17 protein-coding genes are annotated in these 15,802 nt (G+C 60.9%); 10 read left to right on the top strand and 7 right to left on the bottom strand.

From position 1 onward, the window contains the following. The first annotated feature begins 47 nt into the window (after nucleotides 1–47). Entirely contained in the window at nucleotides 48–1,163 is a 1,116-nt protein-coding gene (locus tag ACIX9_RS04965; protein ID WP_041597437.1) for an FAD-dependent oxidoreductase, read from the top strand. Between the two features lie 12 nt (nucleotides 1,164–1,175). On the opposite strand, the gene ACIX9_RS04960 is transcribed toward ACIX9_RS04965, so the two are convergent. Further along, on the bottom strand, nucleotides 1,176–1,499 hold the full coding sequence (locus ACIX9_RS04960; RefSeq protein ID WP_013579381.1) for a hypothetical protein: 324 nt from the start codon (nucleotides 1,497–1,499) through the stop codon (nucleotides 1,176–1,178). Nucleotides 1,500–1,714: 215 nt separating this feature from the next. Next, complete coding sequence (locus ACIX9_RS04955; protein WP_013579379.1) at nucleotides 1,715–2,290, bottom strand: DinB family protein; 576 nt, start codon at nucleotides 2,288–2,290, stop codon at nucleotides 1,715–1,717. A 75-nt stretch (nucleotides 2,291–2,365) separates the two neighbouring features. On the opposite strand from ACIX9_RS04955, the gene ACIX9_RS04950 reads away from it, so the two are divergent. Then, nucleotides 2,366–3,574: a cysteine desulfurase family protein gene (locus ACIX9_RS04950; protein WP_041596948.1), complete on the top strand. Its 1,209-nt coding sequence runs from the start codon at nucleotides 2,366–2,368 to the stop codon at nucleotides 3,572–3,574. Between the two features lie 42 nt (nucleotides 3,575–3,616). Further along, nucleotides 3,617–4,651 (top strand): LLM class flavin-dependent oxidoreductase, encoded by a 1,035-nt coding sequence (locus ACIX9_RS04945; protein WP_013579377.1) that lies wholly within the window; start codon nucleotides 3,617–3,619, stop codon nucleotides 4,649–4,651. Between the two features lie 6 nt (nucleotides 4,652–4,657). Here ACIX9_RS04945 and ACIX9_RS04940 read toward each other — a convergent pair whose 3' ends face one another. The 3 genes from ACIX9_RS04940 to ACIX9_RS04930 all read right to left on the bottom strand — a co-directional run bounded on the left by ACIX9_RS04940 (nucleotide 4,658) and on the right by ACIX9_RS04930 (nucleotide 8,231). Next, nucleotides 4,658–5,314 carry an alpha/beta hydrolase gene (locus ACIX9_RS04940; protein ID WP_013579376.1) on the bottom strand — a complete coding sequence of 219 codons (657 nt, stop codon included), beginning with the start codon at nucleotides 5,312–5,314 and terminating at the stop codon, nucleotides 4,658–4,660. Then, nucleotides 5,311–6,276, bottom strand: a complete 966-nt coding sequence (locus ACIX9_RS04935) for a ring-cleaving dioxygenase (protein ID WP_013579375.1) — start codon at nucleotides 6,274–6,276, stop codon at nucleotides 5,311–5,313. The genes ACIX9_RS04940 and ACIX9_RS04935 overlap by 4 nt, the downstream gene beginning before the upstream one ends. Before the next feature lie 74 nt (nucleotides 6,277–6,350). Continuing rightward, nucleotides 6,351–8,231, bottom strand: a complete 1,881-nt coding sequence (locus ACIX9_RS04930; RefSeq protein ID WP_013579374.1) for an APC family permease — start codon at nucleotides 8,229–8,231, stop codon at nucleotides 6,351–6,353. On the opposite strand from ACIX9_RS04930, the gene ACIX9_RS26315 reads away from it, so the two are divergent. From ACIX9_RS26315 to mnmA, 7 genes are all read left to right on the top strand, one after another. Continuing rightward, nucleotides 8,169–8,348 carry a hypothetical protein gene (locus ACIX9_RS26315; RefSeq protein WP_198152230.1) on the top strand — a complete coding sequence of 60 codons (180 nt, stop codon included), beginning with the start codon at nucleotides 8,169–8,171 and terminating at the stop codon, nucleotides 8,346–8,348. The genes ACIX9_RS04930 and ACIX9_RS26315 overlap by 63 nt on opposite strands. A 22-nt stretch (nucleotides 8,349–8,370) precedes the next feature. After that, the gene (locus tag ACIX9_RS04925) at nucleotides 8,371–8,922 is read left to right on the top strand and encodes a glutathione peroxidase (RefSeq protein WP_013579373.1); all 552 of its coding nucleotides are present in this window, start codon (nucleotides 8,371–8,373) and stop codon (nucleotides 8,920–8,922) included. A gap of 137 nt (nucleotides 8,923–9,059) precedes the next feature. Further along, nucleotides 9,060–11,030 (top strand): M61 family metallopeptidase, encoded by a 1,971-nt coding sequence (locus tag ACIX9_RS04920; RefSeq protein ID WP_013579372.1) that lies wholly within the window; start codon nucleotides 9,060–9,062, stop codon nucleotides 11,028–11,030. Between the two features lie 110 nt (nucleotides 11,031–11,140). Then, nucleotides 11,141–12,247: an alpha/beta fold hydrolase gene (locus tag ACIX9_RS04915; RefSeq protein WP_013579371.1), complete on the top strand. Its 1,107-nt coding sequence runs from the start codon at nucleotides 11,141–11,143 to the stop codon at nucleotides 12,245–12,247. 146 nt (nucleotides 12,248–12,393) lie between these two features. Further along, complete coding sequence (locus ACIX9_RS04910; RefSeq protein ID WP_232298787.1) at nucleotides 12,394–12,765, top strand: type II toxin-antitoxin system RelE/ParE family toxin; 372 nt, start codon at nucleotides 12,394–12,396, stop codon at nucleotides 12,763–12,765. An 8-nt stretch (nucleotides 12,766–12,773) separates the two neighbouring features. Next, a complete protein-coding gene (locus ACIX9_RS04905; RefSeq protein ID WP_157477318.1) occupies nucleotides 12,774–13,130 on the top strand; it encodes an XRE family transcriptional regulator in 357 nt (118 codons plus the stop codon). Between the two features lie 18 nt (nucleotides 13,131–13,148). Further along, nucleotides 13,149–14,288, top strand: coding sequence for a tRNA 2-thiouridine(34) synthase MnmA (gene mnmA / locus ACIX9_RS04900; RefSeq protein WP_013579368.1), 1,140 nt, complete (start codon nucleotides 13,149–13,151; stop codon nucleotides 14,286–14,288). Between the two features lie 13 nt (nucleotides 14,289–14,301). On the opposite strand, the gene ACIX9_RS04895 is transcribed toward mnmA, so the two are convergent. Together ACIX9_RS04895 and ACIX9_RS04890 are read right to left on the bottom strand one after the other, a co-directional pair. After that, on the bottom strand, nucleotides 14,302–15,018 hold the full coding sequence (locus ACIX9_RS04895) for a hypothetical protein (RefSeq protein WP_013579367.1): 717 nt from the start codon (nucleotides 15,016–15,018) through the stop codon (nucleotides 14,302–14,304). A gap of 206 nt (nucleotides 15,019–15,224) precedes the next feature. Continuing rightward, entirely contained in the window at nucleotides 15,225–15,611 is a 387-nt protein-coding gene (locus tag ACIX9_RS04890) for a YtxH domain-containing protein (RefSeq protein ID WP_013579366.1), read from the bottom strand. Nucleotides 15,612–15,802: the final 191 nt, after the last annotated feature.

Raw genomic sequence — 15,802 nt, 5'->3', positions numbered from 1 at the left:
AGATAGTAGACTATGCTTATTACATAGCAGGCTATGCAATGGAGGTGATGATGGGAAAGCTAAGGATTGGGATTGTGGGTGCGGGGCCGGGCGGGCTGACGCTGGCGAGAATCTTGTACGTGAATGGGATTGAGGCGGTGGTGTTTGAGCGGGAGGCTTCAACGTCTGACCGTCCGCAAGGTGGGTCACTGGATATGCATGCGAAGTCCGGGCAATATGCGATTGCGTGTGCGGGGCTGACGACGGATTTCAGGCGGATTGCGCGGTATGAGGATCAGGAGTCGCGGATCTATGACAAGGATGGGAGGCAGGTGTTTCTGGAGGAGGATCTTACGGGCAAGGACCGGCCGGAGGTGGATCGGGGGCAGTTGCGGCAGATGCTGCTCGATTCCCTGCCCGACGGGGTTGTGCGGTGGGGGAGTGAGTTGGTGGCTGCTATGCCGTGTGTGGATGGCGGGTTTGAACTTGAGTTGCGAGGTGGAGTGCGCGAGCGGTTCGACCTGATTGTGGGGGCGGATGGGACGTGGTCGCGGATTCGGCCGCTGGTTTCAGACGCGAGGCCGGTTTACAGCGGGGTGACGTTTGTGGAGATGGGGATCGACGACGTGGACGTGGGGTTTCCGGAGCTTGCGAGGCTGGCCGGACGGGGGTTGACGTTTGCAGTGGGCGAGCGGAAGGCGATCATCGCGCATCGGGACTCGGGCGGGCATCTGGGGATCTATGCCTCGCTGCGGGTGCCGGAGGGTTGGACGGGGAGCGGCGATTTGAGGGCTTATCTGCTGGCTCAGTTTGAGGGGTGGGATGAGGGGCTGCGGCGGTTGATCGCGGAGAGTGGAGAGCGGATGGTTCCGCGGCCGATCTATGCTTTGCCCGTTGGGCACAGATGGGAGAATCAGGCGGGAGTTACGCTGCTGGGGGATGCGGCGCATGTGATGTCGCCGTTTGGTGGGGATGGGGCGAACCTGGCGATGTGGGATGGGGCTGATCTGGCTTTGGGGCTGGTCTCGGGCTCAGATTGGCGAGGGGCTGTGCGGGATTATGAGGAGAGGATGTTTGGGCGGGCGGAGGCTTGCGCTGCTGGGGCGGCGGAGGCGATTGAAGAGGTGTTTTCAGAAGATGGGCTGGAGCATATTGTGGCGGCTATGCGGGGGCATGGCGGGTGATGCTCCTCATCCTCAAGAGATCTCAAAGTGCTGGAGGCCGGGCGGCCAGACAACAATATATTGTTCCGAGGTGAGAGCTCGGTAGGCCGCTTTGAAGTTCTGATCAGGGAATCTGTCGGAGACAACGCTCTTTACCTGTTCAAAGAGCTCAGTAGGATTGCTCGTCAGGATGAATAGGTTGAACTCTTCCGCTCCCATATCGTGACCATCGACCTTAGCACCGCGGGGAAGGCGCTCGATGAGGAGGTCTTCAAGGGCGACCAGGTGGTCATAGTCTTCCAACTCGTGAGCTTCGAATTGAAGGACGAGTTGGAAGGTGTTTGTTGAGGAGGGCATAAGTACCTAGGCTAGAAAGCCCTCATTGTTGCATCGATGAAGAGCAAGAACATACAACTGCAAGAGCAACTACTGGGATTCTTCGCTTCGCTCGGAATGACGGTGGGGGTGGGAGTGAAGGTGAGGCGGGGGGGAAGGCGGTCATTTGCTTCCGCAAACGATACCCACCCTTTCGGGATGAAGCTCCGAAAGGATGGGGCACCCGCCATTGCGATTTATTTGGCGCTGGCGGGGGGGACTATGCCGTTCATGCGGAGGTACTCGACCATCTGGCCGTAGTGGTCGAAGCCGTGGGCTACTCCGTATGCGCCGAGGCTGGATTTGGTGTCGGCGTGGCCGGCGCGGAGGGTCATGTTGGAGTTCGCGGCGGTGAGGGTGGCGATGGCCTTGTGGGCGTAGGCGAAGGAGGCTGTGGCGGCGGCTACGATCTCGTCCTTGGACTTGAGGTTGCCGATGGCCTTGACGTCTACGTCCGGCTTGGCGCCCATGAGGCCGGCGTAGATGCTGTAGTTGGCCTGGGCGACGTGCGTGACCTCTTCTCCGAAGGTGCGGACGCCGTCAAACTTGGCTCCGGGGATGTTGAGGGAGGCGGGGGTGAAGCTGTACTTGTCGGCCGGCATGGCCTTGGCGGCGGCCATGAACTCGCCTTCAAAGTCTGTGAGCATGGAGTCGTCGGCCTTGGCGGGGTCGCCTGCGACGGCAGCGGCTGCGGGCATCTTCATGTTGCCCATCTGGGCGTGTGCGCCGAAGGTGGTGGCTGCGAGGGCAGCGAGGACGAGGATCTTGCGCATGTTGTTTCTCCGTTTGAGTTTAGTGAGCGAAACAAGCGTAGCAGAAGCAGCGGGGCGGAGGCGTATCCTTGAAGGATGCGCCGAGTATATATGGACGCGAATGCCACGACGCCGCTGCTGCCGGAGGTGTTCGACGCGATGCGTCCGTACCTGCTGGAACACTTTGGGAATGCGAGTTCGATTCATCAGCCGGGGCAGTATGCGCGGGCGGCGGTGGATCATGCCCGGGAGCAGATGGCTGGGTTGCTGCGGTGCCGGGCGTCTGAGATCGTGTTTACTTCCGGTGGGACGGAGAGCGATAACCTGGCGCTGTTTGGGACTCTCGGGTTTGAGCTAGGGGCCGGGCAGCATTTGATTACTTCGACCATTGAGCATCATGCGGTGCTCCATGCTGCGGAGGCGCTTGAGAAGCGTGGGGTCAGCGTTACGTTTCTGCCTTGTACGAGTGCGGGGCTGGTTGAGCCGGAGGCTTTGCGTTCGGCGTTGCGGCCGGAGACCAGGCTGGTGTCTGTGATGCTGGCGAATAATGAGACGGGCAGCGGGCAGCCTGTGGCGGAGTTGGCGGGGATCGCCAAGGCCTACTCGAAAGACATTCTGGTGCATACGGATGGGGTGCAGGCGGCGGGGAAGATGGCGATCGACCTGAGTGCGAAGGGGCCGCTGAAGGATGTGGATCTGCTTTCGATCTCCGGGCACAAGATGTATGCGCCGCAGGGGACGGGGGTGCTGTTTACGCGTCGGAATGTCAGGCTGGCTCCCCTGTTTCATGGCGGGACGCATGAGCGGCAGAGACGGGCGGGGACGGAGAACGTCGCAGGGATTGTGGCGCTGGGGAAGGCGGCGGAGATTGCTGCGGGGTGGCTGAGCGATGGGGCCGGGCCGGCGGAGTTGGCGGGGCTGCGCGACCGGTTCGAGCAGACGCTGCTGCGGGAGATCGCGGAGATGGGCGTGAATGGCGCGGGGACGGAGCGGACGCCGAATACCGCGAACCTCTACTTTGACCATGTGGAGGCGGAGGCGCTGGTGATCGCGCTGGATCTTAAGGGGCTATCGGTTTCGGGTGGGAGCGCTTGCCAGTCGGGCGCGACGGAGCCTTCGCATGTGCTGACGGCGATGGGGTTGGGGCCGGCACGGGCGAGGGCTAGTGTGAGGTTTTCGATGTCTCGGCTGACGACTGCGGAGGATGTCGATCTTGCGCTGGCGCTGGTGCCGGAGGCGGTGGGGCGGCTGCGGTCGCTTTCGCCTACGTGGAAGGCTCGGGAGCGCGGGCTGGCGGCGGTTTAGCGGCTTTGGAGTCCGGGGGTGGGTTCGGGTCATCTGATCTGCATGAGCTTGCTTCGACTTTCCGTTCTCGATCAGAGTCCTGTGCCATCCGGTTCCACGCCGGCGCAGGCGCTGCGTAACTCGATCTCGCTGGCACAGCATGTGGAGTCGCTGGGATTCAACCGGTTCTGGATGTCGGAGCATCATTCGATGGAGACGCTGGCTTGTACGGCGCCGGAGATCATGCTCGCGAGAATTGGGGCGGAGACGACGAAGATCCGGCTGGGGTCGGGTGGGATCATGCTGCCGCACTACACGGCACTGAAGGTGGCAGAGACGTTCCGGACGCTGCATGCGCTTTATCCGAACCGGATCGACCTGGGGATTGGGCGGGCTCCGGGGGGTGGGCCGCTGGAGGCTGCGGCTTTGCGGCGCAACCGGAACGTGCCGCAAGTGGATGACTTTCTGGATCAGCTCTCGGAGCTGATTGCGTTTCTGCACCAGGAGTTTCCGCCGCAGCATCCGTTTTCAAAGATCATGGTGACGCCGGAGATGCCGGGTGGACCGGATGTGTGGCTGCTGGGGTCGAGCATGTGGAGCTCTGAGACGGCAGCGCACTTTGGGCTGCCGTATGCCTTCGCCCACTTCTTCTCGCCGGACCCGACGCGGCGTGCGATCGAGAACTATCAGGCGGACTTTCAGCCGAATTTGTCGCTGGGGGTGCAGGCTCGGACGAGCCCGGAGGCGATGGCTGCCGTGGGGGTGATCTGCGCGGAGACGCAGGCGGAGGCAGATCGGCTGGCCCTGAGCGTGCGGCTGCTGCAGTTGAGAATTCGGATGAACGACCGGCGGCCGGTCGCGTCGCCTGAGGAGGCTGCTGCGGAGCTGCCACAACATGGGCCTGCGGCCCCTGAGACGGGGGAGTTTCCACGGTATGTGGTGGGGACTCCGGATGTGGTGAAGGAGCAGCTTACGGCGATGGCGGATGCGCTGAAGATCAAGGAGCTGGTCGTGAACACGATCGTTCACGACCATGCCGCGCGGCTCCGCAGCTATACCTTGCTGGCGGAGGCTTTTGCGGCGACCAAGGCTGCCTGATCGGCGTTACAGGTTGAAGTTGGCGATGGCGGTTTTGACCATCTCGGCTGCCAGGGCCAGTTCTTCCGCGGTGACGATGTGGGGGCGGCCGGGGTAGCGGTAGGTGGTGACGTCAGCGCCCATCGCGCGCAGGACGACGGCTGACTCTTCCACGCGCGGCCATGGGATGTAGGGGTCGGGATCGCCGCAGAACATCAGGGCTGGAGTGCCGGCGAGATCACCTTCGTGGGAGATATCGGTGCCGAGCGGGCCGAGCAGACCGCCGGTGAAGGTCATGAGGCCGGCGTAACGGGCAGGATGGCTGGCGACGAACTCGGTCGAAAGGCTTGCGCCCTGGGAGAAGCCGCCGATGAAGATGCGCTCCGTGGGGATACCAGCCTCGGCGGCCTCGGTAATGAGGCTGTTGATCTTACGCAGCGCCGAGGATAGATCCGGCTCATTCGTCTCGCGTGGTGCGAGGAAGGAGTTGGGATACCAGAGGTGGTTGGCCGCCTGGGGTGCAAGGTAGCAGAGACGCGGGTCATAGAGCGAACGGGCCAGCGAGAGGATGTCCTGGGCCGAGCCGCCGCGTCCGTGCAGCAGGATCATGACGCCGATCGCCTCCGAGAGTGGTGCGCCGAACTGGACGACTGATGCTTTTGCGTGGGGATCGAGAGAGTTCATGCGGTCACCTGTGCTTTCTGGAGAGATTTCTTGAGTTCAATGGGAGCGACGCGGGCTTCGATCTTCGCGCGTTGCGGTTCGACCCACTCCGGCAGGCAGAGGCGCTCGCCGAGGGTGTCGATGGATTCGTCGGTGGCGAAGCCGGGGTTGTCAGTAGCGAGCTCAAAGAGGACGCCGCCGGGCTCGCGGAAGTAGATGGAGTGGAAGTAGTCGCGGTCAAGGACCGGGGTGACGTCCAGGGTCTGCTCGATCAGGGCGCGCCACTCCTTCTGGGCCTCGTCATCCTTGGCGCGGAAGGCGATGTGATGGACGCTGCCTGCTCCGAAGTGACCGTACTTTGCAGCAGGGTCTATGACAAGGTCGATGTGATTGCCGAGGGCATCGCCGGGGGCGGAGAAGCGCTGGCGATTCCCTTCCTCAGCGACCTTGGCGAAGCCCATCATGTTGAGGACGGCGGCGGTCTTTTCCGCCGCATGCAGGAGCAGAGAGACGCCGAAGAAGCCGCGGATAGAGTGCTCGGCAGGTACGTCGGCGAAGCGCGGGGCCTTGGGTGCAATGACGTCTGCCGTGCCGACGAGTTCGATCTTCATACCGTCGGGATCGGCGAGGGTGAGGACCTCTTCGCTGAAGCGCTTGCCGGTGCGTTCGACGAGGACACCGAGACCGGTGAGGCGGGTATGCCAGTAGTCGAGCGAGGCGAGCGGGATGGAGAAGGCGACGTGCGAGGTCTCACCCACACCGGCCTGACCGCGAGCGGAACGCGGGCCGGGGAAGGTGGTCATGATGGTTCCGGGGGAGCCGGCGTCATCGCCGAAGTAGAAGTGGTAGGTGCCGGGATCGTCAAAGTTGACGGTCCGCTTGACGAAGCGGAGGCCGAGGATCTCGGTGTAAAAGTCCAGATTCCGCTGCGGATTGGAGGAGAAGGCGGTGACGTGGTGGAGTCCAACGATTGGCGAACGCATAAGTAAACCCTCACTGAAAGAGATTCAGGAGGGTCCACTTTGGATTCAATGTTGAAACATCGACCGCTAATTTGTTACAAGTACCAGGGAATATTAACGACCACGATGCGCTGATTGCCGCGCAACAGCAGGAGCAGCTTTAGCAGCTGAACGCGCTGGTTGTGCAGAGCGTTCTCCCACCAATGGCGGACGACGAGTTCCGGCAGCAGCACGGCGACCTTACGGCCGGGGTTCTCGGTCTCAAGCTGCAGGATGTAGCCCATGAGCGGCGCGATGATGAAGCGGAAGTTGGAGGGAATGGTGATGAGTTCGGGGTGCTGAAGACCCTTCTCGCGGATGGGAACCATGATCTTGGTCTCCCAGTCGTCCTCCAGCTGGTGCTCGCCTTCATCTTCAGAGTGGACGTGGACGACCTTGATATCAGGGCTCATCAGCAGGCCGAAGCGCATGGCCTTTTCCGTGATGCGGTTCCAGCCCGCCATGGGGATGACGACGATGGGCTGCTCCAGGTTATCGAGGTTCATGGGAGCCATGTCCTGCATCTCCGAATGAACGCGTGTGTAGTGCTTGCGGACGCCGAGCATGAGCAGGATCAGCGCCGGGATGAGCAACGCGGTGACCCAGGCTCCGTCCTTGAACTTCGTGACGAGCACTACGCAGGTGGTGATGCCGGTGGCCAGCGCACCCACGCCATTGACGAACATGTGCCAACCACGCCCGGCGTGCTTTTCTTCCTTCTTCCAATGGATGACCATGCCGGCCTGTGAGAGCGTGAAGGCCATGAATGCGCCGATGGCATAGAGCGGAATCAAGCGGTCCGTTACGCCCTTGAAGGCGATCAAGATGAAGGCGGTGAAGACGGTCAAAGCATAGATGCCGTGCGAGAAGAGCAGGCGGCGGCCGCGCAGGATGAAGACGTGCGGCAGGTAGTCCTTCATCGCAATGGCTCGGGTGAGCCGTGGGAAGTCCGCAAAGGCGGTGTTGGCGCTGAGCGCCAAGGCCAACAGCACGCTGCCCATGGTGACGTAGTAGAACCAGCCACGCCCGAAGACGGCCATCACCAGCAGGCTCAGGAGGCTCTGGAAGCCGGGCGCGTCCGGGTTCATCGCCATGATCTGATAGTGCTTGGCCAGCCAGGAGGTTCCGTAGAGAAGAACGATGAGGATGGCGATGATGACGGAGAGCGTCGCCTTGGCCTTCTTGGCGCGTGGCTCACCGAAGGCCATGACGCCGTTCGAGACGGCTTCCACGCCTGTCATTGCGGCGCAGCCGTTGGAGAAGGCCTTCAGGATCAGCCAGACGAAGGCGTAACCGAGGTAAGGATGGACCGCTTCAATATCCTGCGGAAGCGTCATGACCGGTACCGGATGTCCGCCCGCGGCGAAGGTCTTGAAGACACCGACGCCGATCAAGGTGAGCAAGGTCCCGATGAACATGAAGGTGGGAATGATGAAGGCGGTTCCGGTGTCCTTCACGCCACGAAGATTGACGACGACGAGGATCGCCAGGATCAACAGGCAGAGTTCCAGCGTGTGGGGCTGCAAGGAAGGCAACGCCGAGGTGAGCGCGGTGACGCCTGCCGAGATGCCCACCGCCGCCGTCAGGATGTAATCGATCATGAGGGCCGCGGCTGCCAGCAGGCCGGCTCCCGCACCCAGATTTTCCGTTGCCACCGTGTAGCTTCCGCCACCCGACGGATAAGCCGTGATCGTCTGCCGATAGCTGAAAAATACGATGACCAGGAGGATCAAAATGGCTGAGATGATCGGCAGAATATAGCCGACGCTCGCCATGCCCAGCGGAATCAAAAGCGACATGGCCGCTTCCGGGCCATATGCGGCACTTGTTAGGGCATCGAGACCAAAGATCGGGATTCCAGCTGCGACTCCAATATGCTCACCACGTTCTTCATCGGTGGCGAGCGGCTTACCAAAAACTACATCCTGAATGGCCATGTCGTTATAAAGAGTACACCTGTCAAGCACAATCGCTGCATCGATTTGAAGCAGGCTTCATCAAACGTTATTTATGCCTTCCTTACGGAAGTCATGCATGCTTTGAGCCGGGCGTAACCTCTCATTTATCCTTGAAGCTATGTCGACTCTCTTTGAAATTCCTCTCAAGACTCTCTCCGGTGAAGACTCCAACCTTGCGCCTTACGCGGGCCACGTCCTGCTCATCGTCAACACTGCGTCCAAGTGCGGCCTGACCCCGCAGTATGAGGGCCTCGAGCAGCTGTACTCCACGTACAAGGATCGCGGCTTCGACGTACTGGGCTTTCCGGCCAACGACTTTGCCGGCCAGGAGCCGGGGACCGCGCAGGAGATCCAGAAGTTCTGCACGCTCTCCTACAACGTGACCTTTCCGATGTTCGATAAGACTGTCGTCACCGGCGCGGAGAAGAGCCCGCTCTACACGCAGCTGATCGCGGCCCAGCCGGTCGCGCGTGTTGCCGATCCCAAGTTCAAGGATAATCTCCGCGGCTACGGTCTCACGGTGAATGAAGAGCCAGAGCTGACCTGGAACTTCGAGAAGTTCCTGGTCAACCGCAAGGGCGAGGTCGTCGCACGCTTTGCGCCGGATACGCTTCCCACCGATGATGCCGTGATCCAGGCGATCGAGCGCGAGCTCACCGCACAGGCATAGTCCCGGACGGTGCCCCATGATTCGCCTGCCGCGTATTATGGGGCGTCCCGCTTTCACTGTCATCATCCGGTGTTCCTGCAACTCCTGACCGCGGCCGAACGTCTCTTGCCTATCCCTGCAGCACACAGAAAGATCTCATGCAAAAGCTTGTTCCCTGCCTCCTTGCCGCGACTCTGTTTACCTCTGCCGCGTGTGCTCAGAAGACTCCCATCCGCATCACTGCAGACCTGACGGAGGCACCGCGCAAGCTGTACCACGCGGAGATCGATCTGCCGGTGAAGGCCGGCGCGATCACACTGATTACGCCACAGTGGATTCCGGGCAACCACGCCCCTACCGGGCCTGCCAGCCAGATCGTCGGCGTGATCTTCACTGCGGCTGGAAAAGACGGCCAGATCAAGCAGCTTCCGTGGCGTCGCGACGACGTGAATCTTTACGAGTTTCATCTTGAGATTCCTGCCGGCGTGACCAGCCTGCACGCGCACCTGGATGCCATTGTGGACTCCCGCGTCTCTCGCCAGATGGCGTGCCTGGAGTGGGAGCGGCTGATGCTCTATCCCGCGCATATCCCGGTGAAAGACATTGCGATTGAGCCTTCCGTGACCGTGCCTGCGGGCTGGGGCATCGGCACCGCGCTGACGCCGGTGGGTGCGCCTACACCACCGCCGCCGACCACCGGCATCATGGAGTCGGCACACACGCCGCTGCCTGGATCGACGACGACGCACTATGCGCCGACGGACGTCGAGCAGCTTCTGGATTCGCCGGTCATCGCGGGCAAGTATTTTCATGAGTTCCCGCTTGCGCCTGAGGTCTCGCCCAAGCACTACATCGATGTGGTCTCGGATAAGCCAGAGGACTCGAACCTGCGGCCTGAGCTGCTGGCCGAGATCTCCAACCTCGTCCGCGAGGCCACCACGGCCTACGCCTCCAGCCACTACAACGCCTACCACTTCCTGCTGACGCTCTCTGATGTTGCGGGCGGTGAAGGCCTGGAGCATGGGCAGTCGTCGGATAACGGCATCGGCGAGAAGGGCTTCTCGGATGAGTCGCATCAGGCGGTTGAAGCCGACCTGCTGGCGCATGAGTTTACCCACTCCTGGGACGGCAAGTATCGCCGCCCGGTGGAGCTCTACCAGAAGGACTTTGCCACGCCGCAGCAGGGGCAACTGCTGTGGGTTTATGAGGGCATGACGCAGTACATGGGCAACGTGCTGGCGGCTCGCTCCGGCCTGCGCAACCAGGAACAGTACCGCGACTTCCTTGCTATGTCGGCTTCGTCGCTCGATCTGGAGTCGGGGCGCAACTGGCGCTCGACCGAAGACACGTCCATTGCGAGTTCGATCGACCGTCATCCCACGCTGTGGGGCAACTGGGAGCGTGGGCAGGCCTACTACCAGGAAGGCGAGCTGATGTGGCTCGACGCCGATACGCTGATCCGCGAGAAGACGGGCGGCAAGAAGTCGCTGACCGACCTGCAGCGCATCTTCCTGGGCAAGGGCGGCAACACCGGCCCGCTCATCGTGACATACGACCGCAAGGAGCTGATCGCGGATCTCAACCAGGTGCTGCCGTACGACTGGGCGACGTTCCTGCACGAGCGCATCGATCTGCCCACGCCGCATACGGATCTTGCGGGTATCGAACGCGGCGGCTACAAGCTGGTCTATACGGACAAGCCCAACGCCAGTGAACGCAATGCGGCGCGGGTTTATCCGCAGTACTTCGGCGGCGCGGATGCATGGGCGTCGCTAGGGCTGCGCGCCGGGACCTCCGGTACGATCTCCGATGTGCGCTATGACGGGCCGGCTGATAAGGCGATGCTCTCGCCCGGGATGAAGATCATCGCGGTCAACGGCCAGGCTTACTCCGGCGATGCGGTGCGCCAGGCGCTCGACGATACGAAGGGCAACGATAAGCCGATCCGGCTGATCCTGCAGCAGGAGTCGGCGATCTCGACCGCTGAGATCAGCTATCACGAAGGCCAGAAGTACCCGACGCTGCAACGCATCGACGGGACTCCGGCACTGATGGATGAGATCACCAAACCGCTCAGCCCGGCGACCGTATTGCCTGCTCCGAAGGCCGGCAAAAAGTCTGAAGAGTAATCACCGAGCCCCCTGCAGGATATCGCTGTCCTGTCGGGGGCTTTCTTCTAATTGCATACTTAATGGGATTCAGGGCCGTCTGCATCAGCAACACCTTACAGGAGCCTCTTATGCCTCGCACGACCGCACGCCTCGCCTCTCTGCTGCTTGTTGCCTCCTCTGCGTTTACCGCGTTCGCGCAGGCTCCTGCCCATGTCAACAAGTGGGCGACGATCGCCAAGGAAGGCTTTTACACGATCCCGAACTTCAAGTTCGGCACCGGCGAGACGCTGCCTGAGCTGAAGCTGCAGTACCTGACGCTGGGCACGCCGCACAAGGATGCCGCCGGCCATACGGACAACGCCGTACTGCTCCTACACGGCACCGGCGGGAACGCGAGCACGCTGCTGAGCCCGGTCTTCTCGGATGTGTTGTTTGGGCCCGGGCAGCCGTTGGATATCACCAAGTACTACCTCATCCTGCCGGCTGATATCGGCATGGGTGAGTCGTCCAAGCCGTCCGATGGACTGCACATGAAGTTTCCCGCGTACGACTATGACGACATGGTTCGTTCCCAGCAGATCATGCTGACGGAAGGGCTGCACGTCGATCACCTGCGCCTGATCCTGGGGACCTCCATGGGCTGCATGCAGTCGTTCGTCTGGGGCGAGGCCTACCCCGAGTTCATGGATGCGCTGGCGCCGTTTGCCTGCCAGGCCGTGGAGCTCGCAGGGCGCAACCGCATGTGGCGCTACATGGCCATCCAGGGCATCAAGAACGATCCCGCCTGGATGGGCGGCGAGTACAAGACGGAGCCGATCCAGGGCATTACCTTTGCCAACGAGCTTTCGATCATCGCCGGCTCCGCGCCGCTGCAGATGCAGAAGAACCAGCCGACGCGTGAGCTGGCGGAGAAGTTCGTCGATCAGAGCCTGGCACGCAGCGTTCCGACGATCGATGCGAACAACTACATCTACTACGTGAACGCCAGCCGCAACTACGATCCCAGCAAGCACCTCGACCGCATCAAGGTGCCGCTACTCTGGATCAACTCGGCCGACGACTTCATCAACCCGCCGGAGCTTGGGCTCGCCCAGAAGCAGATCAAGGAGATCCCCAAAGGCCGCTTCATTTTGCTGCCCATCACCGACGCAACGCGCGGCCATGGAACGCATACTAACGCCGCCATCTGGAAGGATGACCTGATCCAGTTGATGAAGGAATCGGAGAAGAAATAAGCTTGGCGGGTTCAACGCTTGTGCAAGAAATCAATGACAGGCTTGAGCCCGGAATAGCTCTCATTCAGAGTTGCAATCTGCTGATGCCAGGGTGAAGTTGAAAGCTCGGCGTGACCCTTATGTACCGTATGAGGTACAATTTAGAAGTGAAATCCACTTCACTACCAACGATGAAGCGGATGGACGTGGTCTTTTTCCGCACCGCGGCTGGTGGTGAACCTGTACGCGAATGGCTCAGGAATTTGGAACCGGTCGAAGATCGGAAACGAATTGGAATGGACATACAAACAGTGGAGTTTGGATGGCCCGTCGGCATGCCCACTTGCCGTGCATTGAAAGACGGCCTATATGAAGTCCGCACGAATTTGACACATGGAAGAATCGCTCGCGTCTTGTTCTATATCGACTCACGAGAGCGAATGGTTCTGCTTCATGGCTTCATCAAGAAGACACAGAAAACACCGGATGAGGATATGGACCTTGCACGAAAGAACAAACGGCTGCACCAACAGAAATGAGATCCAAGATGAGTAAAGAGAAACAACCCGAATCCATCCACACCGGCTCGACTTTCGAGTCGTTCCTTGAAGAGGAAGGAATCCGAAATGAGGTTGAAGGTGCAGCTATCAAGCGCGTCTTGGCCTGGCAGTTCGAGCAAGCCATGGAGAAGCAAAAGAAGACCAAGCAGACCATGGCACGAGAACTGAAGACGAGCAGGTCTCAGCTTGACCGTCTGCTCGACCCCACCAACACTGCGGTTTCTCTGGAGACGTTGACCCGGGCTGCAAATGTTTTGGGAAAACGCCTCGTCTTCGAGATTCGCGATCATGCTCCGGTCAAGAAACCCCGGACGCATTCTGCCACTGCCACCATCGAAGCGTAACCTCAGTAAAGAATAGAAATGTCAGATCTCAGCCAAATACCCGAAACCATCGCCGTAGCCATGTCCGGGGGAGTCGATTCCTCTGCCGTCGCCGCCCTTCTGCATGAGCAGGGCTACGATCTCATCGGCCTCACGCTTCAGCTCTGGAATCAGCGCCGCCTGGCCGGGCATGAGGGTATGCCGGAGTCCGTGCAGGGACGCTGCTGCTCGATCGACGACGTCTACGACGCGCGGCGGGTGGCGGAGAAGATCGGGATTCCGTACTACCTCGTCAACCAGCAGGAGCGCTTCGAGGCTGACGTCGTCAAGCCCTTCGTCAGCGAGTATCTCGCCGGGCGCACGCCGATTCCCTGCACGCTCTGCAACAACCACCTGAAGTTCGACCAGCTCCTGCTGACCGCGCGGCAGGTGGGTGCGACCAAGATCGCCACCGGCCACTACGCGCGTAATCGCTTCGATGAGGCCACAGGCCGCTGGATCCTTTCGCGCCCCGCCGACCGGTCTAAAGATCAGACTTATTTCCTGTTTGGGCTCACGCAGGATCAGCTTGCCCATACCCTGTTCCCGCTGGGCGAGATGCAGAAGCCTGCCGTGCGCGTCATGGCGACGGAGGCTGGGCTCGATGTAGCCGCCAAGCCCGATTCGCAGGAGATATGCTTCATCCCCGGCGGCGACTACCAGACCTTCCTCCGCGCCTACCTGGATGAGCAGGGCGAGGAGCTTCCGGACAGCTCCGGCGAACTCGTGACCTCATCCGGCGAGGTCGTGGGTCGTCATACCGGCATCCACAACTTCACTGTAGGACAGCGCAAGGGACTCGGGTTGACGAGTGCGAATCCGCTCTACGTTCTGGCGATTCATCCCGACTCGCACCAGGTTCAGGTTGGCTCGGACGCGGAGTTGATGACGCGCGAACTGCGTGCCAATCGCCTCAACTGGATCTCCATCCCGGAGATTACTGAACCCATCCGCGTGCTGGCCAAGGTCCGCCATCGCCATGAGCCGCAGCCCGCCACCCTATCCTCCGGCGGCATCGGGCCGGACGGCGATCCTATCGCCATTGCCATCTTCGACGAGCCCCAACGTGCAATCACCCCCGGCCAGGCCGCCATCTTCTATCGGGAAGATGACGTGGTCGGGGGTGGCTGGATTATCTAAGCTTCGTTACGGTCTACAGGTCCAGATCAGACTTTTCGGCCCGCTCAAACGCTGAGGCCGCTGCCTTCACCTGCGCGGAGGTCGAGGACTCTGCCTGGTAGTAGGGATTGGCCGTCTTTACGACGACAGGCCCTGGCCGCCGAACCGGATTCGGCTTGATGCCTGCTCCGAAGCCGCGCGTCTTGCTGATCAGAGAATCGATGCCTGCCTTGAGACCGCTGACCACGCCTGCAATCTCCCGCGCCGGTGTGCGGATACCTTCATGAATCGTGCTCGCAAGCTCAGCGGTGGCGTTCAGCGCGGAGGTCACCATGCCGTTGACCCGGATGATCTGCTGATGCGTCTTCGCATTGGCGTCCTGAACGGTGGCGTTGGCAGCAGAAACGGTCGGCTCAAACTCGACGACCTTATCCTTGATGATGGTGGAGACCTGCTCGACGTTGGCTGTAATGGTCTGAATTTTGGGGGTGAGGTCAGCCATCAACGCCTGCGATTTCTCTACCAGGCCATGCGACTTGTCGATCAACGGCAAAGCCTTCGCGCGTACCTCTTCCACAATCTCCATAGCGCGTTTCTGCGCTTTATAACCGGCAGCCGCCACCACGATCACGGCAATCGCCTGCATCAGCAGGGCAAACGCCGCGATTCCAATGAAGATTTCCAACAGCTTCGTATGCCCGCTGTCGATTGAATCCTGCAACAGCCACACCGCCAAGCGCTTCGCGCTCATTGCAGAAGTTCCTGCCAAACCCAACGCAGTCACACCCATCATTGCCATCTGCCCATCTCCAAGGTCGCTCTTATGCCGGGTCTCAGCCTCGGCCACATGCCTTTATACCGCAAACAGTCTCTAACGCAGCGCAGGGGCGATACCCGACCCTCACGGATCGACCCGCCCCTGCACCTCACACGTACTACCCAAAGCTGAAGCTCTGACTAGCCTTCCTGCTCGGCGGTCTTGCTGGCATAGGCTTCCTTGCCTGCGTCGATGGCGGCCTGAACCTTGTCCTGCTGATCCTGCACGAGGTCCTTGCCCTTCTCGACATACTGGGTCCACTGCGAGCGGCCGCGCTCGTAGTACTCCTTGCCCTTATCGACGTACTCGCCGGCAACCTGCTTGCCCTGGTCGACGTAGCCGTTGGCGCGATCAACGCCCTGTTGTGCCAGCGCCGCTGCCTTTTCCTTTGCATCCTGCGCGCTGGCGATCAGATCGCTGCGCGTCTCCGAACCCGACTTCGGCGCATAAAGAACGCCCACGAGCGCACCGATGCCAAGTCCTGCCAAAAACCAACCAAGTCCGCTCGTTCCGTTATCTTCAGACATTTGAACTCTCCTGTTCGATCTCTTCTTCAAGATGCGAAGGCTTGCGCGATCGCTCGATATTACATCCACCGTTGAAACTCGGCCACGCTGACTTGCACACTGCGTTTGCGTATCGTGGCGCGTCAGTATGGAAGATGCCCCCCCATCCTATCGGGTTGCGCGAAGAGAGACTCGCACGAAGATTTAGTGGC

This window comes from Granulicella tundricola MP5ACTX9, assembly GCF_000178975.2.
Taxonomy (GTDB): domain Bacteria; phylum Acidobacteriota; class Terriglobia; order Terriglobales; family Acidobacteriaceae; genus Edaphobacter; species Edaphobacter tundricola.
The sequence above is the reverse complement of the archived record's forward strand: the minus strand, read 5'-3'. Positions and strand labels throughout refer to the sequence as shown.